Genomic DNA, 16430 nt, shown 5'->3' on the forward strand with positions numbered 1-16430 from the left:
AAGGCGTTTGACATCAAGCTGACGCCGGAAGACCTGAAGTGGCTGGAAGACGGCAAGTAGGGCTGGCCAACGCCGTAGCCTGAACGTACTCAACACCCCCGGGCTCGCCCCGAGGGTGTTTTGCTTCCCGCAAAGCCTACACCCACTCGGTGTCACCCCGGCGAAGGCCGGGGCCTATCCCGAGATATGGTGGCCGCCTCATGCACCGCACACCCCCACCCAACCTCCCCCTCCAGGGGGAGGAGTCTGCCGGTGGGTTGAACTAGATCGAGTTCCAAGAGTGGAGCGATCTCCTCCCCCTATTAGGGGGAGGCTGGGTGGGGGTGCCGTTTAGCCCCGACCTATCCAACTTACCCAACTACTCCCCATCCCCAAATCCTCCCGCATAATCACCCCCGATATCCCCACATCGGCTGCGGGTTCGCGACGAACGGCCGTGGGGAGTTTGGTGGGAGGGGAATGCGGTCGCGCGATCCCTGGGCCAGCGCGACGTTCGTCATCCCAGACATGAAGGGAGGCCACGTTCGGGCGGCCAGAAACCCCATCGCATGCGGCGAGGCGCTGTCTCGCTTATCTAAAAAACCATGAGGCACGTCTCGCCGCATGCCGCAGTCCTTGCAAAACCGTGAGCCGCTCGGGCCGCACGGCGTTTCAGCCTGCCCGAACCATCTCCACGCACACCTCCCATGCGCCGCCCGATCCCGATTAAACTTGCTATTTCAACCGTCTTCCCCCATATCAGCGCCATCGTCACCGGCGCATGGGATCATAATGGGTCCCGATGGTGCCAGCCTGATGTGACGGACTTCTCTTCTTATCGACCTAAGCGGTGAGCGGCGAAGTCAACCTGAAGCATGCTTCAGGCTTGAGCCAGCACCCGCGCGATATCTCCGTTTTTATCGCCGATGCCCCTGTTGTAACCGCCACCGGCTCAGCCGCTGGCGTTCTGTGCGCTGCTTTGGTTCTGCGCGCAGGACACGCGTCATGTGACGCACGAACCGAAAGAATACATTTTGTCCGATTTTATCTCCCTCGGCCTGCCGTCAATGCTCACCGATAGCCTCACGGCAAACGGCTTCACCGAGCCCACCAAGATCCAGTCCCAGGCCATTCCGCATCTGCTGGCCGGCAAGGATCTCATGGGCATTGCCCAGACCGGCTCCGGCAAGACGGCAGCCTTCGGCCTGCCGATCCTGGCCGGCCTTCTGACCCTCACCGGCCGTCCGCGACCGATGACCACCCGTGCCCTCATTCTCGCCCCGACCCGCGAACTGGCCGTCCAGATCGACGAAGCCATCCGCAAGTTCGCCGGCTCCAAGATGGGCCTGTCGACCGTGCTCGTGCTCGGCGGCGTGTCGCGTTACCATCAGGTGCAGCGCATTGCCAAGGGCGTCGACGTCGTCGTCGCTACCCCCGGCCGCCTCAAGGATTTGATGGACGACGGCAAGATCAAGCTCGGCGAAACCCGCTGGCTCGTTCTCGACGAAGCCGACCGTATGCTCGACATGGGCTTCATCGCCCCGGTGCGCCACATCGTCAAGGCCATCGGCATGAAGCGCCAGACCATGCTGTTCTCGGCCACCATGGCCCCTGAAGTCGCCGACCTCGCCAAGACCCTCCTGAGCGATCCGGTGCGTGTCGATGCCCAGGTTGCTGGTTCCACAGTGGTCAAGATCGACCAGCGCGTGATCCTCTCCGGTGCCAAGGCCAAGCGCGGCGTGCTCAACGAGCTGCTGGCCGACGAAAAGGAAGGCATGGAGCGCGTGATCATTTTCGCCCGCACCAAGCATGGCGCCGATCGCGTCGCCAAGAACCTCGAAATCGACGGTCACAAGGCCTCGGCCATCCATGGCAACAAGTCCCAGAACGCCCGCCAGGGCGCCCTCAAGGGCTTTGCCTCGGGTGACGTGCGCATCCTCGTCGCCACCGATATCGCCGCTCGCGGCATCGACGTCCCCGGCATCACCCATGTGGTGAACTACGAGCTGCCCGACGATCCGGAAAACTATGTCCACCGCATCGGCCGCACCGGCCGGAACGGGGCTTCGGGCATTGCCATCACGCTCTGTGACGGCACCGAGCGCGGCAAGCTGCGCGACGTCGAACGCCTGATCCGCCGCACCTTGCCCTATACGGGTGATCTGAGCCTGGCCAACAGCACCGGCGTGATCGAAGCGCCGCGTTCGGCCTACAAGCCCGCATCGGGCCGTCCGGGTCCGCGCAATTCGCGTAACCCCAAGGCTGCCCCGCCGGCCGACCGTCGCGCGCCTGCCGAGCGTCGTCCCTTCGCCGAATTCGGCAAGGAAGCGCCGCCGAAGCCCGCCCGCACCCGTCCTGCCGCCGAAGCGCCGCGCGCTCCGCTGCCTGATTCCCAGGTCAATCGCGTTCGGCGCGATTTGGAAACCGGCAAGCCGATTGGCGCCAAGCCGGCCGCTAAGCCAAAGCAGCGCTGGGGCAAGACCCAGAAGGATGCGGCCCGCGATAATGGCCGCTCCAATGCCGATCGCCAGCGCGGTCGCGTAGCCTAAATTATCCTCATCGACTAAGAAGGGCGGCATAATTGCCGCCCTTTCTGTTTTCGGAGCCAGCATGACCAGCGTTGCGATAATCGGACCCGGTGCTATCGGCGGCACGCTCGCCGCATGGTTGGCCCAGGACCCTGCGCTCAGCATCACGCTCTGCGCCCGCACGCCGTTTTCCGGTCTGCATGTGGAGACCCCCGACGGCACGCTCACCGCATCGCCGCTGGTGCTGACTGACCCGGCTGATGCCGTGGCCGTGGATTGGGTGCTCGTCTGCACCAAGACCTATGACGTCGAGGCCACCAAGGTCTGGCTGGACCGGCTGGTTGCCCCTCAGACCCTCGTCGCCGTGGTCCAGAATGGCGTCGAGCACGTCAAGCCGTTCGCCCATCTCGTGCCCCCCGAACGCATCGTGCCGGTGATGATTAACCTGCCGGCCGCGCGCAGTGCGCCGGGCCGCATCGTGCAACATCGCGACGGCTTCATGTCCGTGCCGGCAGGCCGCAATGGCGAGGATTTCGTCGCCCTGTTCGCCAATACGAAAGTTGCCGCAACGGCCGACGCCGACTTCGTCTCGCAAATCTGGATCAAGCTAACCGGCAATTGCGGGACCATCGTTCCCGCCCTGACGCTGCGGGCTACTGGCCCGGTCTGGAGCGACGAGCTGGAAGCGATCATGCGGGGTCTGCTCGAAGAATGCGCTGCGGTCGGCCGCGCCGAGGGCGCCCAAATCCCCGCCAGCGTTATCGAGGACGCCATCCAGCGTTTCCGCAATGCGCCTGAAGGCTCGTCCGCTGGCTCAATCCATGCCGATCGCCTCGCGGGGCATCAGATGGAGATAGATGCCCGCAACGGCGTCATCGTCCGGCTGGGCAAGCGGCACGGCATTCCGACGCCGATGAACGCCCTTTTGGTGACGCTGCTCGGTGCGTCGGGCAGTCCCTGGGTGACGCGTTAGCCGACCGACGCGAGATACAAGACATCCCGCAACGGTCCCGAGCCCTGCTGTGCATCCGGACTCAGCCGCGCCAGATAGCTCGACGCCCAATTGTCGACGCTATAAAGCCGCGCCGCGTCCATCAGTGCATGCCAGCGCTCCTGGCGTTCATCGAGCCCCATATCCAGCGCCAGCCGCAGGGCTTCGGCCGTTTCATCGGTATCGAAGGGATTGACCAGCAGGGCCTCGGGAAAAATCTCCGCCGCTCCGGCAAAACGCGACAGCACCAGAACACCCGGATCGACCGGGTTCTGCGAGGCGACATATTCGTGCGCCACCAGATTCATCCCGTCGCGCAATGGCGTCACCAGCCCCACCCGGGCCAGCCGATACAGCCCGGCCAGGCTCGGCTGGCCATAGGCACGCTTCACATAGGTGAGCGGCGCCCAGTCCGGTTCGGCGAAGCGCCCCATGACATGGCCACACATGGCGTCCAGCGTATCGCTGGTCTCCTGGTATTCCTTGATGCTGTCGCGCGACGGCGGCGCCACCTGCAGCAAATGCACCAGGCGGCGGAATTGCGGATTGTTGGCCAGCAATTTCTCATAGGCCTCGACCCGCTGCGGCAAGCCCTTGGAATAGTCGAGCCGGTCGACCCCCAGGATCAGCCGCTGATCGTCCATGGCGCGCTGCATGCGCTTGACCATCTTGTTCGCCGCCGGGCTGGTGGACAGCTTGGCAAAGGCATCGGGGTCCGAGCCGATCGGGAACACCGCGATCTCGGTCTGCGAAAAGTCCACCGCCTCAAGCGGACCATCCGAGAGCGAGGACGGCGATTGGTGATCGGCGAAATCGTTGAACGCCGCCACATCGCGCTGTGCCTGCAGACCCACCAGATTGTAGCGCGACAGGTCGCGCATCAGCTCATTGTGGTGCGGAATGGCATAGAGCGCGTCGGTCGTGGGGAAGGGGATGTGGAGATAAAAGCCGATCCGATTGCGCGCCCCCAAATGGCGCAATTCAGTCGCCAGTGGGATCAGGTGATAATCATGCACCCAGATCACGTCGTCAGGCTGCAAATGCGGCAACAGCGCCTTGGCGAACTGGGTGTTCACCCGCCGATAGGCTTCGTACCAGGGCGCCTCGATAGTGGCGAGGTCGAGCCGCAGGTGAAAGCTCGGCCACAGGATCGAGTTGGAAAATCCCGCATAATAAGCGTGATGGTCTTCGCGGGTCAGGTCGACCTTGCCGACGCTCAGCCCGTCAATGTCCTCGAACACGGCATCGGCCGACGGTTTTTCCGTCAGCTTGCCCGACCAGCCGAACCAGAAGCCTTCGCGTTCGGCCAGGGTCTTGCGCAGGGCGACGGCCAAGCCGCCCGCCGCCGGGCCGCGCCCCGGCGTGCGGTTCGAAACGATAATCAGCCTATTCATGCTTGCCCCCAAGCGGTCTTAATGCGTCTGTTCTTCGGCGAGCCGGTCGCGCGCTGCAATATCGCCAAGCCCGCGCAGCAGAGCGTGGACCGATGCAACATTGGCGATGCGCATCCGTGCGGCAGTCTGGCCGTCGCCCAGCTTGATGCCGATGCCACCCAGTTCCTGGGCGGCGATGAAGCCATCCTCGTCGGTGGTGTCATCGCCGATGAAAATCGGCGTGCGGCCAATAAACGGCTCCTCGGTCATGAAGGCGCGCAGCGCCGAGCCTTTGGTCACGCCGCGGGGGCGGGCCTCGAATACCATCTTGCCGGGCACGAGGGCAAAGTCCGGAACGCCCCCGATGGCCTCTTCCATGGCCTGCCGGCAGATGGCCTCAAGCTCCGGCGCCTGGCGGAAATGCAGGGCCACCGCGCCATCCTTGGCTTCCATCAGGAGGCCCGAATGGGCCATGACCAGCGGCTCGACCGCATGGGCAATTTCCTCGGCACCGATGGTAGACGCGGTATCGGGTCGCTCGACCGTGCCGTCGGCGCGACGGCGTTGAGTACCGTGCGCTCCCGCCACCGGCAAAATCAGCGGCGACAGGTAGCGGTCGATGTCCTCGATTTCGCGCCCGGTCAGCACCGCAAAGGCGCTGTCGAGTTCCCGCGCCGCGCGTTCGAGTGCTCGAGGCAGGGAATCGGGAACATCGATGTCGTCAGGCGTATCGGCGATTTCCACCAGCGTGCCGTCGAAGTCGGTGAAGATTGCCAAGCGCGTCGCCGCGACGTGGGCCGCGGCAGCATGATCGATGTCGGACATGGATTGGGCCTTTGGTTAGCCGAACTCTGCACGCTCAACGTCCGAGCAGGACAATGGTTCGGCCATGGCAGCCATGCGCCAGGCGGGACAGATGAACGAAAGCTAAATGCGGCATTGGCGGGCCATTCAAATGGCCGGCGCTATCACGGCGTCAACACCGCAATTCGAGACCGAAATCAAATGCCACCGATGCTGTTCACCGCCCTGATCGGGCTCGTTTTCAACCTGTTCTTCTCCGGCGTCCTGCCGCAGCAGCACCAGGCTGGCGCCTTCAAGCTGAAGGCCGCCATCAGCATCGATGTCGCTAATCGCTAAACTGGGGGATTTCCAAATGACGCAAGTTTTTCTCACCGTGCTGTTCGTTATGGCCATGAGCATGCTGACCTTCGCCGCCTCGCTGGCCGAAGGCCCGGGCAGCGCCATAACTGCGCCGATCACGCTGCACGAATAAGTTTTTAAGCGAGGGGAATGCCTTTGCTTCCCTTGTCCTGCTGATAGGCAGCAGACAGATCGGCATAAAGCGCATTGAGATCGTCCACCCGCGCCACCAGCTCCTCCTTGTGGCTGCGGTCGAGCCCGGCAATCATCTGCACGATATTGTGGCTGGTCCAATATTGATTGGCGCGGTTGTAGAGCGGGCGATCCGGCGAAACCGTCCCAGTCTCCGGCTCCGGAACGGCATAAACCGCCTTCAGGATCTGGATGTCATAGGGGATCGCAAAGCTGTCGCGGCTGTCCTCGTGGCTGAACAGATAGTAGAAATTGTCGAACCCCGACCAGGTGATCCCCGATAGGCACAGCGAGCAGGGCTCGTGCGTGGCGAGGAACAGGCAGTCCTTAACGTCGGGCCGCTTATCCCCCGGCAGCTCAAAGAAGCGCTTAATGGCATGCATTTCGCCATGCCAGAGGGGGTTTTCGATTTCGTTATTGGTTTCTGCCACCACCACCGATAGATCGGACTTGCGCAGGATCGCCGCCCCGAACAGTTTGTTGCCGCGCGCCACGCCCTTGCGGGTTACCGGCGCGATATCGGCTTCGATGACGTCGAGCAGGCGCGAAATCAGTGATGCGGTGTCCATGCAAACCCCTGTGCTGCGATGAGGCTAGCGCGGTCGCATCGATTTGCCTATTGCCGAACCAGCCGCACCAGTGGGTTACCCTCGGCGTCGAGGAGATACAGCGCTTCGCCGGCCAGCTCGTATCCAGCAGTGGCCTGCAGCGCGGCGAAGTATTCCGCCTCCTGCTGCATCACTGGGGTGTCGCAAGCCATCCGCGTGCCGGCGACCGGTCCGAACTGCAGGGCAGGGCCATCGAACATGGCCTCGGTGAAATAGCTGTTACAGCCACCATTGCCGCCTGCACGGCGATCGGGTGCGATCGAGAGTGAAACCTCGGTCGCGTCGAACACGGCGCGGCCATTGAGATTGCGGACCTGCCAAATGGTGTCGAAAAGGTCGGCGGTCACTTCGAGTTCACCATCGACGGGCACTGGCTCGGTCTCGGGAGATGGCGGCGGAGGGTCAAGATTGACGATGATCATGGCCGGTAGCGGCAGTCCCGGATCGACCGGCACGGGCGTGCGGTTGCGGAACAGGGGCACACCGCCCGAGCGAATTTCGGCGATCAATCCGTAGCTCAGGTCGTCGGCGATGGCGTCGCTGCGCACGTCGAGCACGAATTGCAGCGGCACCTGGCCTTCTGCGTCGATGGGCGCCGTGGCGCCGATGGCATGGGGCACGCCCTTGGCATCGAGCGTAACCAGGGTCACGGTCAGGTCGGCGTCGGGGGGCAGGGCGATGCGCTCGCGATAGGTGACTTCGCCCGTAAAGGTGATCTGGTCGACGGCCAGGGCCGGCTCCAGCGATACGACGGCGGCGAGTAGCACCGCGCCAACCGCCCAGAGTTTACGCGAAAACATGGCTCACTCCTGCCGCCGTCCGTCGTCAGAGAACGCCCAAACTAGAGCAAAGTGCCCATGTTTTCGAGAGACGCGACCGAATATTCACCGCGAAAGGTAAAGGCGCTCAAGCGTGCCGGACCAGGTAGGGCGTCGAAAAATTGTATTCTTCGAGGTTATTGCCATCTCCGCCACGGTCCACAACCAGGAAATCTGAAGCCGCTTCCAGCGCCGTCAGAACGCCGTGCCAAGTGTTCATCGCAATGTTGACGCCTTGCCCCGGCCCGGTGAGAAACGCCCGTGGCTTAGCGGGCACACCCGACACATCCTCCGCCACGACCACGAGGAATGGGCGATCCGACAGCGGATAGAATGCCTGACTACCGAGGGGATGCCGCTCGACCAGTTTAAGGGTCAGCGGCAATTCATAAGGCTGGCCGCGAAAGATCGAGATCAGCGGCCGCGCATGCACGCCGCCAAGCTCGACCCGGGCGAGATCGTGATAGCGCTCTGTCATGCCGCCATTGATCGGATAGTGGTTGGCGCCCGCCAGTTCGATGACCTGCCCGAATGGGGCAAAGGCCTCGGCGGTCAGCGGTTCGATCAGAATGGTACTCACTTGAGAACGCCGCCCAGCTTCATGTGGCGGTTGACGTCCTTGTAGAGCAGGTAGCGGAACCGGCCCGGGCCGCCCGCGTAGCAGGCCTGCGGGCAGAAGGCGCGCAGCCACATGAAATCGCCGGCCTCGACCTCGACCCAGTCGCGATTGAGCCGATAGACCGCCTTGCCTTCCAGCACATAGAGCCCATGCTCCATGACGTGAGTTTCCTCGAACGGGATCGAGGCGCCGGGCTCAAGGGTGACGATATTGACGTGCATGTCGTGGCGCAGGTCCTGCGGATCGACAAAGCGGGTGGTGCCCCAGCGATCGTCGGTGCCTGGCATCCAGCGGATCGGCTGATCCTGCTCATTGGTCACGAAGGCGGGTGGCGTCTCGATGCCCTCGACCGCCTCATAGCGCTTGCGCACCCAGTGAAATTTCACCGGCTCGGTGCCCTTGTTGAATAGCGTCCAGGCGCATCCGGGCGGCAGGAAAGCATAGCCACCGGGCTTGAGCAGGTGCGCTACGCCGTCCACGGTCAGGTTGGCCTGCCCATCGACCACGAACAGCACGCCTTCAGCACTCTGGTCCGGCTCCGGCTGCGCGCTGCCGCCACCGGGCGATACTTCCATGATGTATTGCGAAAACGTCTCGGAAAACCCCGATAGCGGCCGTGCGATGACCCATGCCCGCGTCTGCGTCCAATGGGGCAGATAACTGGTGACGATGTCGCGCATGACGCCATGCGGGATAACCGCATAGGCCTCGGTGAACACGGCGCGCCCGGCATGCAGGGAAGTCTGCGGCGGCAGGCCGGCGCTGGGGGTTGCGTAGAAGGGATTGGCCATTGCTCTTCGGGTCCGGGAATCTTTCCCCAACACTAGAGCCTTCAATGGCTTGAGGCCAAGGCCAAACCTGAACTAGTCCGCCGGCGTTTCAACTAGGCGCTTGAGCTTGCTCAGCATGCTGCTCGCATAGGCAGCGTAAGGACCGATCCAGCGCTCGTGAATGGCGTGGATCGGCAGCGCATCGAGGTGGTTCCAGCGCTCGCGGCCTCGGCGTTCCACTACGATCAGCCCGGCCGCCTCCAGCACGTTGAGATGCTGCATCACCGTGCAGCGATCCAGCTCCGGCAGCAGTTCGCACAGCATGCCGGTCGTGCGCGGCTCGCTCTTGAGCAGGTCCAGCACATGGCGGCGCGAGCGGTGGCTCAGCGCCTTGAAAATTGCATCATTTTCGTCTTCGGTTGACATGTTATAAATCTATAACATATGCTGATGGCAGTCAAGCAAGAGGAGATGACAATGGCCTATGAATTCAGCGTAAGCGGCCGCATCGCCAAGCCGGTTGCCGAGGTGTTCGAGGCGGTGGCCGATCCCAAGCAATTGTCCGGTTATTTCACCACCGGCGGCGCGGTGGGGCGGTTGGAGAGCGGTGCCATTGTCACTTGGGACTTCGCCGATTTCCCCGGTGCCTTTCCGGTGAGGGTCGAGCGCGTGGTCAAGGATAAGGAAATCGTGCTGCATTGGGACGCAGCGTCGGATGGCGGACCAACCTACCAGACCACCACCACCATGAGTTTCGAGGCGCTGGATGACGGGCGGACGTTGGTGCGCATCTCCGAAGCCGGCTGGCATGAAAACGCCGCCTCGCTCAAAGCCTCCTTCGGCAATTGCGAAGGCTGGACCGGCATGCTCTGCGCCCTCAAAATCTACATCGAGCATGGCATCAATATGCGTGATGGATTTTACAAATAGGTTCGGGAGAAAGCCGATGGATACGGAAATCAGCGGCGGCATCAATATCGCGATGAAGGTGCCGGCTCATCAATACGAAGCTACGGTGGCCTTCTATCGTGATGTGCTCAAGCTCAACCGGGTCACCGAGCGGCCCGAGGAAATGGGCTTTGTCTATGGCTCCAACCGGCTCTGGATCGACAAGGCCGCGGGCTATTCTCAAGCCGAAGTCTGGCTGGAGCTGTTCACACCCGATTTCGATGCCACGGCGCGGCATCTCTCGACAGCCGGCATGGTTCGTGACGACGCTATCGAACAACTGCCGGAGGGTTTTGCGGGCGGATGGTTCTTCAATCCGGCTGGCATCGTGCACATGGTGCGCCGGCCCGATGCTTGGTGAGCCGGACGGCGACGGCGATTAAGTGTCCGTTAGCGTTACCGAATCCGTAAGATTTGGCTGGCATGATAGACGCATGTACGAGTACCAGACCCATCATGAATTCGCGCCGCACGGCTGGGTGAAACACAACCTGCCTTGGCTTGCCATCTTCGCCTTCGTCTTCGGCCTGATCGAGGACGGCGACGATGGCGAAGCCAAGGACAGCGACTCGTTTTTCGGCTGAGGCCGCACAGGCCTCGGCTGTCACCCCGGCTTGCGCTGGAGTGAGTACGCGTGGGGAGACTATCCCAACAAGCCCTCTACTCGCAGCAACGCGATCCGCTCAACCTGCGCGCAAGCCGTGGCGAATTCCTGTTCCGCGTCATTGCCCAGCCGCGTCTCGAATGCCGCCAGGATCGAGGCCTTGGTGTTGTCCTTGACCGCGATGATGAACGGGAAACCGAATTTCTCCACATAGGCGGTGTTGAGCCGGGTGAATTGTTCACGCTCGCCATCGGTTAGCGCGTCGAGCCCCGCCGAAGCCTGCTCGGCGGCTGAGGCCTCGGTCAGCCTCTTGGCGGCGGCCAGCTTGCCGCCAAGGTCCGGATGGGCGCGCAGCACGGCGAAGCGTTCCTCGATGTTGGCCAGACGGAATTGCGTGCGCAGCGCGAAATGCAGGCCGATGGCGGTGTCGTTGGATGGCCCCAGTTCACCGTTCCATGCGCGCTCGGCGATCCAGTGCGAATGCTCGAAGATCGAGCCGAACCGCTCCACGAATTCGGCTTTTTCGAGCTGTGATGGGATCAGCGCCGGCGCCTGATACGGATGCTCCCTGGCCCAATGGCGCGCGATATCGATGCGGGTGGGCACCCACACTTTGTCGTGCCCGGCAATGTAGTCGAGAAATTTCTGCAGTCCCATGACGCGGCCCGGCTGGCCGATCAGGCGGCAATGCAACCCGATCGACATCATCTTGGGACTGCCCGCCTTGCCCTCGGCATAGAGACAATCAAAGCTGTCCTTGAGGAACTGAAAGTACTCCTCGCCATTGTCGAAGCCCGACGCGGTGACGAAGCGCATATCATTGGCGCTGAGCGTATAGGGAATGATCAGTTGCGGGCGGCCCTGATGCACGCGCCAATAGGGCAGGTCGTCGTCATAGGTGTCCGACACATATTCGAACCCACCTTCCTCGGACACCAGGTCGACGGTGTTGAGCGAACAGCGACCCGTATACCAGCCGGTGGGGCGCGACCCCGTGGCGATGGTGTGCAGCCGGACCGCCTCGGCGATCTGCTCGCGCTCGACTTCGGGCGGCATGTCCTTGTGCTCGACCCATTTATAGCCGTGGCTGGCGATTTCCCAGCCCGCCTCCTGCATGGCTGCCAATTGGTTTGGGGCGCGCATCAGCGCCGTGGCGACGCCATAAATGGTCAGCGGCAGGTTCCGCTCGGTGAACAGCCGGTGCAGCCGCCAAAACCCGGCGCGGGCGCCGTATTCGTACATCGATTCGATGTTCCAGTGCCGCAGCCCCGGCCAGGGCGCCGCCCCCACCACGTCGGCCAGGAAGGCCTCCGAGCCCGAATCGCCATGCAGGATGTTGTTTTCCCCGCCCTCTTCGTAATTCAGCACGAATTGCACCGCGACATGCGCACCGCCGGGCCAGTTGGCATGCGGAGGATTGGGGCCATAGCCGACCATGTCACGGGGATAACGCATTGAGATTCTCGCTGAAGTGTTCGATCCGAAGTCTACGCCTTGAGGCCGGGAGGGCAAGATGCACAAAAATGGACCATCTGGTAAAAATTAGGCGCAATCCCTCTTGGCGTGTCCGCCAATTGCGATAGTCTGACGGTGGGGACCACAGACGGAAAGCAGCAATGGCGGGTTCAGGACGCCTGACGACACACGTACTCGATACCATGCACGGCAAGCCGGCCCGCGGCATGCGGCTGGATCTGCTGTTCGTGCATGGGGATCACACCCATCACATCAGCGAAGGCTATACCAATGCCGATGGGCGCGTGGACCAGCCTTTGCTGGATGCGGACCAGTTTCAGCACGGCATCTACGAAATCCATTTTCATGTCGGGCAATACTTCGAGCGGCTGGGCGTCGAGCTGGACAATCCGTTTCTCGACGTTGTCCCGGTCCGCTTCGAAATCAGCGCCGACAGCCACTATCACGTGCCGCTGCTGGTCAGCCCCTTCGCTTATTCGACGTATCGGGGGAGCTAGATGGTCGCGATCAGCCACGCCGTCCGCTTCATCCTCAATGACGAGGAAATCGCGCTCACCGACGTGGCCGCCGACGCGACGCTGCTCGATTATCTGCGCCTGACCAAACGCCTTCGCGGCTCCAAGGAAGGCTGCGCCGAGGGGGATTGCGGCGCCTGTACCGTGCTGGTTGGGCGCCTTTTGGGCGACGAAATCATCTACGATTCGGTCACCGCCTGCATTCGCTTCGTCGGCAGCCTGCACGGCACCCATGTGGTCACCGTTGAACACCTCGCCGCCAAGGACGGCACGCTGCATCCGGTGCAGCAGGCCATGGTTGATCACCACGGCAGCCAGTGCGGCTTCTGCACGCCCGGCATCGTCATGTCGCTCTATGGCCTGTGGATGCGCGATCCCAACCCGAGCCAGCCAGCCATCGAAAAGGCCCTGCAAGGCAATCTCTGCCGCTGTACAGGTTACTCCCCGATCATTCGCGCCGCCAAGGCGATCTCGTCCTATGGCGCGCCCGAGGCCGATCCGCTGCGCGCTGAACGCATCGCGCTCAGGGCCCGCATCATGGCGCTGAACGATGGCTCGCGCGTCGAAATCGGTGACAGCGTCATCATACCCGCGAGCCTGGATGACTTCGCCACGCTCTACGAAGCCAATCCCAAGGCCACCATCGTCGCCGGCGCGACCGATGTGGGCCTGTGGGTCACCAAATTCATGCGCGATATCAGCCCGGTGATCTTCATCGGCCATCTGCAAGAGCTTAAGCGCATTGCCGAAAACGATAGCGAACTGCGCTTTTACGCTGGCGTTTCCTATTCCGAGGCGCTGCCGACACTGACCACCTGGTTCCCACAACTCGCCGAGTTGTGGGACCGCATTGCGGGCGAGCAAATCCGCAATATGGGCACCATCGGCGGCAATATCGCCAACGGTTCACCCATCGGCGACACCCCGCCGCCCTTGATCGCGCTGGGCGCCAAGCTACATTTGCGGCGCGGCGAGCATCGCCGCGAAATCAAGCTGGAAGACTACTTCCTGGCCTATGGCAAACAAGACCGCCACCCCGGTGAGTTCGTCGAAAGCGTCACCATTCCGCATCTGCCGGCCGGCGAAAAATTCGCCACCTACAAGATTTCCAAGCGCCGCGAGGAGGATATCTCCGCGCTGTGCGGCGCCTTCCGCGTCTTCGTCAACGATGCCGGCATCGTCGGAATGATCCGCATCGCTTTCGGCGGCATGGCGGCGACGCCCAAGCGCGCTAAAGCCGTCGAGGCCGCGCTTGTCGGCAAGCCGTGGACGCTTGATACGATCGATGCGGCAATCCCCGCGTTTGCGCAGGATTATCAGCCGCTCAGCGATATGCGCGCCAGCGCCGAGTATCGCCTGCTGGCCGCGCAAAACCTGTTGCGCCGGTTTTTCCTTGAGACCACAGGCCAGGGCCAACGACTGATGCGGGAGGCCGTATGAACAAGCAGGCTCCCATCCTGACCTCACCGCTGCATACCTCGATAAAGCATGACTCCGCCGCCAAGCAAGTCGCGGGGCGTGCCGACTATATCGACGACCTGGTCGAGCCCGAGGGCACCTTGCACGCCTATCTGGGGCTGTCGACCAAGCCGCATGCCGATATCGTGTCGATGGACCTCGATGCCGTGCGCCGCGCGCCGGGCGTGGTGGCGGTGTTGACTGCGGCGGACGTGCCCGCCGAAAACGACATCAGCTCCGTGCACAAGCACGATGAGCCGGTCTTCGTCACCGATCGCGTCGTCACCTGGGGCCAGCCGCTGTTCGCCGTTATCGGGCGCACGCGCGAGGAAGCACGGCGAGCGGCCAAGCTGATCAAAATCGAATACGCCGAACTGCCTTTCTTCACCGATGTCGACGCCGCCATCGCGGCCGGCGGGAAGCTCGTGACTGAGCCGCTCACACTGGAGCGCGGCGATGTCGTTGCCGGATTTGCCACGTCGCAGCGGCGGGTAAAGGGTCGGGTCCGGATCGGGGGCCAGGAGCATTTCTACCTCGAGAGCCAGGCGGCCCTGGCCATTCCCGGCGAAGACGACGAAGTCACCATCCATTGCTCCACCCAGCATCCGACCGAAATCCAGGTGATGGTGGCGCAGGTGCTGGGTATCCACCATGCCGCCGTCACGGTGAACATGCGCCGCATGGGTGGCGGTTTCGGCGGCAAGGAGACCCAGGGCAACCTGTTCGCGGCGGTCGCCGCCATCGCAGCCAAGAAGCTCAACTGCGCCGTCAAGATCCGGCCCGACCGCGACGACGATTTCCAGATCACTGGCAAGCGCCACGATTTCGTCGTCGACTATGATGTCGGCTTCAATGACGACGGCAAAATCCAGGCTGTTACGGCGACATATGCCGCGCGCTCCGGCTATAGCGCCGACCTCAGCGGCCCGGTGACCGACCGCGCACTGTTTCACGCCGACAATGCCTATTGGTATCCCGCAGTCCGGGTGAACTCGCTGCCCCTGATGACCAACACCGTGTCGAACACGGCCTTCCGCGGCTTTGGTGGCCCGCAGGGGATCATCGGGGCGGAACGCTGGATCGAGGACATTGCCTATGCGCTCGGCAAGGACCCGCTCGAGATTCGCAAGATCAACTTTTACGGGATCGATACTGATAACGTCACGCCCTATCACCAGGTGGTGGAAGACAATGTCATCCATCGGGTGATCGCCGAGCTGGAGGAAAGCTCGGACTATCAAAAGCGGCGTGCGGCCATCCTTGAGTTCAACCGTACCAGCACCGTGCTTAAAAAGGGCATTGCCATGGTGCCGGTGAAGTTCGGCATCTCCTTCACGGCCACCTGGCACAATCAGGCCGGTGCCCTGGTGCATGTCTATCGTGACGGCTCAATCCATCTCAGCCATGGCGGCACCGAAATGGGGCAGGGGCTGCACATCAAGATCGCCCAAGTGGTGGCGGATGCATTCGGCGTTCCGGTCGAGCATGTGCAAATCATGGCGACCAATACCGGCAAGGTGCCCAATACCTCGGCGACCGCCGCGTCGTCCGGCACCGATCTCAACGGCATGGCGGCGCTGGATGGCGCCAACCAGATCAAGGCGCGGATGTCGGCACATGCGGCCGTCATCTACGAGGTGACCCCCGAGGAGGTGCATTGGGAGATCGGCGGTGTCCGCGCCGGCAAGCAATTCGTGCCGTTCGCCGAACTGGCGACCTCATGCTGGATGAACCGCGTGCAGCTCAGTGCGGCGGGCTTTTACAAAACTCCGGAAATCCACTGGGACCGGGCCACCGGCCGTGGCCATCCGTTCTATTATTTTGCCTATGGCGCCGCCGTTTCCGAAGTCACCATCGATACCTTGACCGGAGAATATCTGGTCGATCGCTGCGATGTGCTCGAGGATGTAGGCCGCTCGCTCAATCCGGCTATCGATATCGGCCAGGTCGAGGGCGGGTTCATTCAGGGCATGGGCTGGCTGACCACCGAAGAGCTGGTGTGGGACGGCAAGGGCCAATTGCGGACGCACGCCCCCTCGACCTACAAAATTCCCCTAGCCTCCGACGTGCCGCCGATTTTCAACGTCCGGCTGGCCGAGTGGAGCGTCAACAAGAAGCCGGCGATCGGCCGCTCCAAAGCGGTTGGCGAGCCGCCACTGGTGCTCGCCTATTCAGTGGTCGAGGCGCTCTCCATGGCCGTGGCCAGCGTCGCCGATTACAAGATCGCGCCTCAGCTCGATATGCCGGTCACGCCGGAGCGGGTGTTGATGGGCTGCGAGAGATTGAAAAAGGAGATGCGCGGGTGAGGATGGTGTGCGTGGCTTCACCCCCTCCCAGCCTCCCCCATCAAGGGGGAGGTGCCGCGCCACTCGCTTTGCACAATCCAGCCCAATCCACCGACCTTCACC

General features: G+C 62.7%; 17 protein-coding genes. 9 read left to right on the top strand and 8 right to left on the bottom strand.

Translation table 11 applies throughout. The features are described from left to right. The first annotated feature begins 1046 nt into the window (after window positions 1–1046). The gene (locus tag JWP26_RS20960; RefSeq protein WP_299733020.1) at window positions 1047–2528 is read left to right on the top strand and encodes a DEAD/DEAH box helicase; all 1482 of its coding nucleotides are present in this window, start codon (window positions 1047–1049) and stop codon (window positions 2526–2528) included. Window positions 2529–2589: 61 nt separating this feature from the next. Beyond that, window positions 2590–3480, top strand: a complete 891-nt coding sequence (locus tag JWP26_RS20965) for a 2-dehydropantoate 2-reductase (RefSeq protein WP_299732537.1) — start codon at window positions 2590–2592, stop codon at window positions 3478–3480. Here the strand turns inward: JWP26_RS20965 and JWP26_RS20970 are convergent. Together JWP26_RS20970 and otsB are read right to left on the bottom strand one after the other, a co-directional pair. Continuing rightward, window positions 3477–4892, bottom strand: a complete 1416-nt coding sequence (locus JWP26_RS20970; protein ID WP_299732540.1) for a trehalose-6-phosphate synthase — start codon at window positions 4890–4892, stop codon at window positions 3477–3479. The two genes, JWP26_RS20965 and JWP26_RS20970, sit on opposite strands and share 4 nt — an antisense overlap. A gap of 18 nt (window positions 4893–4910) precedes the next feature. After that, entirely contained in the window at window positions 4911–5696 is a 786-nt protein-coding gene (gene otsB / locus JWP26_RS20975; RefSeq protein WP_299732543.1) for a trehalose-phosphatase, read from the bottom strand. Between otsB and JWP26_RS20980 the strand changes: the two genes are divergently transcribed. After that, window positions 5679–6011, top strand: coding sequence for a hypothetical protein (locus JWP26_RS20980; protein WP_299732546.1), 333 nt, complete (start codon window positions 5679–5681; stop codon window positions 6009–6011). The genes otsB and JWP26_RS20980 overlap by 18 nt on opposite strands. A 140-nt stretch (window positions 6012–6151) precedes the next feature. Here JWP26_RS20980 and JWP26_RS20985 read toward each other — a convergent pair whose 3' ends face one another. The 5 genes from JWP26_RS20985 to JWP26_RS21005 all read right to left on the bottom strand — a co-directional run bounded on the left by JWP26_RS20985 (window position 6152) and on the right by JWP26_RS21005 (window position 9447). Beyond that, window positions 6152–6775, bottom strand: a complete 624-nt coding sequence (locus tag JWP26_RS20985) for a nucleoside deaminase (RefSeq protein ID WP_299732549.1) — start codon at window positions 6773–6775, stop codon at window positions 6152–6154. 47 nt (window positions 6776–6822) lie between these two features. After that, window positions 6823–7614, bottom strand: coding sequence for an META domain-containing protein (locus JWP26_RS20990; RefSeq protein WP_299732552.1), 792 nt, complete (start codon window positions 7612–7614; stop codon window positions 6823–6825). A 106-nt stretch (window positions 7615–7720) separates the two neighbouring features. Then, a complete protein-coding gene (locus JWP26_RS20995) occupies window positions 7721–8212 on the bottom strand; it encodes an ureidoglycolate lyase (RefSeq protein WP_299732555.1) in 492 nt (163 codons plus the stop codon). Continuing rightward, window positions 8209–9042 carry a bifunctional allantoicase/(S)-ureidoglycine aminohydrolase gene (locus JWP26_RS21000; RefSeq protein ID WP_299732558.1) on the bottom strand — a complete coding sequence of 278 codons (834 nt, stop codon included), beginning with the start codon at window positions 9040–9042 and terminating at the stop codon, window positions 8209–8211. Before JWP26_RS21000 ends, JWP26_RS20995 begins: the two co-directional genes overlap by 4 nt. A gap of 72 nt (window positions 9043–9114) precedes the next feature. Further along, on the bottom strand, window positions 9115–9447 hold the full coding sequence (locus JWP26_RS21005; protein ID WP_299732561.1) for a helix-turn-helix domain-containing protein: 333 nt from the start codon (window positions 9445–9447) through the stop codon (window positions 9115–9117). A gap of 51 nt (window positions 9448–9498) precedes the next feature. Between JWP26_RS21005 and JWP26_RS21010 the strand changes: the two genes are divergently transcribed. From JWP26_RS21010 to JWP26_RS21020, 3 genes are all read left to right on the top strand, one after another. Beyond that, window positions 9499–9951 (top strand): SRPBCC family protein, encoded by a 453-nt coding sequence (locus tag JWP26_RS21010; RefSeq protein WP_299732564.1) that lies wholly within the window; start codon window positions 9499–9501, stop codon window positions 9949–9951. A 16-nt stretch (window positions 9952–9967) separates the two neighbouring features. Beyond that, window positions 9968–10330 (top strand): hypothetical protein, encoded by a 363-nt coding sequence (locus tag JWP26_RS21015; RefSeq protein WP_299732567.1) that lies wholly within the window; start codon window positions 9968–9970, stop codon window positions 10328–10330. 73 nt (window positions 10331–10403) lie between these two features. Then, on the top strand, window positions 10404–10553 hold the full coding sequence (locus tag JWP26_RS21020) for a hypothetical protein (protein ID WP_299732570.1): 150 nt from the start codon (window positions 10404–10406) through the stop codon (window positions 10551–10553). A 59-nt stretch (window positions 10554–10612) separates the two neighbouring features. Here JWP26_RS21020 and puuE read toward each other — a convergent pair whose 3' ends face one another. Next, the gene (puuE, locus tag JWP26_RS21025; RefSeq protein ID WP_299732573.1) at window positions 10613–12028 is read right to left on the bottom strand and encodes an allantoinase PuuE; all 1416 of its coding nucleotides are present in this window, start codon (window positions 12026–12028) and stop codon (window positions 10613–10615) included. A gap of 161 nt (window positions 12029–12189) precedes the next feature. Here puuE and uraH point away from each other — a divergent pair, with 161 nt between their 5' ends. The 3 genes from uraH to xdhB are packed head-to-tail and all read left to right on the top strand — an operon-like array spanning window position 12190 to window position 16328. Beyond that, the gene (gene uraH / locus JWP26_RS21030; RefSeq protein WP_299732576.1) at window positions 12190–12546 is read left to right on the top strand and encodes a hydroxyisourate hydrolase; all 357 of its coding nucleotides are present in this window, start codon (window positions 12190–12192) and stop codon (window positions 12544–12546) included. After that, window positions 12547–14004, top strand: a complete 1458-nt coding sequence (xdhA, locus tag JWP26_RS21035; protein ID WP_299732579.1) for a xanthine dehydrogenase small subunit — start codon at window positions 12547–12549, stop codon at window positions 14002–14004. Next, window positions 14001–16328 (top strand): xanthine dehydrogenase molybdopterin binding subunit, encoded by a 2328-nt coding sequence (gene xdhB / locus JWP26_RS21040; RefSeq protein WP_299732582.1) that lies wholly within the window; start codon window positions 14001–14003, stop codon window positions 16326–16328. Before xdhA ends, xdhB begins: the two co-directional genes overlap by 4 nt. Window positions 16329–16430: the final 102 nt, after the last annotated feature.

This window comes from Devosia sp., assembly GCF_028290435.1.
In the GTDB taxonomy this organism is placed as follows: Bacteria; Pseudomonadota; Alphaproteobacteria; order Rhizobiales; family Devosiaceae; genus Devosia.

What these genes read in the sequence shown, in the direction of transcription:
- JWP26_RS21000 (WP_299732558.1), bottom strand. Translation starts at nt 9,042, where the DNA reads ATGGCCAATCCCTTCTACGCAACCCCCAGCGCCGGCCTGCCGCCGCAG.
- JWP26_RS20960 (WP_299733020.1), top strand. Translation starts at nt 1,047, where the DNA reads ATGCTCACCGATAGCCTCACGGCAAACGGCTTCACCGAGCCCACCAAG.
- puuE (WP_299732573.1), bottom strand. Translation starts at nt 12,028, where the DNA reads ATGCGTTATCCCCGTGACATGGTCGGCTATGGCCCCAATCCTCCGCAT.
- JWP26_RS21015 (WP_299732567.1), top strand. Translation starts at nt 9,968, where the DNA reads ATGGATACGGAAATCAGCGGCGGCATCAATATCGCGATGAAGGTGCCG.
- JWP26_RS21010 (WP_299732564.1), top strand. Translation starts at nt 9,499, where the DNA reads ATGGCCTATGAATTCAGCGTAAGCGGCCGCATCGCCAAGCCGGTTGCC.
- xdhB (WP_299732582.1), top strand. Translation starts at nt 14,001, where the DNA reads ATGAACAAGCAGGCTCCCATCCTGACCTCACCGCTGCATACCTCGATA.
- JWP26_RS20985 (WP_299732549.1), bottom strand. Translation starts at nt 6,775, where the DNA reads ATGGACACCGCATCACTGATTTCGCGCCTGCTCGACGTCATCGAAGCC.
- JWP26_RS20965 (WP_299732537.1), top strand. Translation starts at nt 2,590, where the DNA reads ATGACCAGCGTTGCGATAATCGGACCCGGTGCTATCGGCGGCACGCTC.
- JWP26_RS21005 (WP_299732561.1), bottom strand. Translation starts at nt 9,447, where the DNA reads ATGTCAACCGAAGACGAAAATGATGCAATTTTCAAGGCGCTGAGCCAC.
- JWP26_RS20970 (WP_299732540.1), bottom strand. Translation starts at nt 4,892, where the DNA reads ATGAATAGGCTGATTATCGTTTCGAACCGCACGCCGGGGCGCGGCCCG.
- JWP26_RS21020 (WP_299732570.1), top strand. Translation starts at nt 10,404, where the DNA reads ATGTACGAGTACCAGACCCATCATGAATTCGCGCCGCACGGCTGGGTG.
- otsB (WP_299732543.1), bottom strand. Translation starts at nt 5,696, where the DNA reads ATGTCCGACATCGATCATGCTGCCGCGGCCCACGTCGCGGCGACGCGC.
- JWP26_RS20980 (WP_299732546.1), top strand. Translation starts at nt 5,679, where the DNA reads ATGATCGATGTCGGACATGGATTGGGCCTTTGGTTAGCCGAACTCTGC.
- xdhA (WP_299732579.1), top strand. Translation starts at nt 12,547, where the DNA reads ATGGTCGCGATCAGCCACGCCGTCCGCTTCATCCTCAATGACGAGGAA.
- JWP26_RS20990 (WP_299732552.1), bottom strand. Translation starts at nt 7,614, where the DNA reads ATGTTTTCGCGTAAACTCTGGGCGGTTGGCGCGGTGCTACTCGCCGCC.
- uraH (WP_299732576.1), top strand. Translation starts at nt 12,190, where the DNA reads ATGGCGGGTTCAGGACGCCTGACGACACACGTACTCGATACCATGCAC.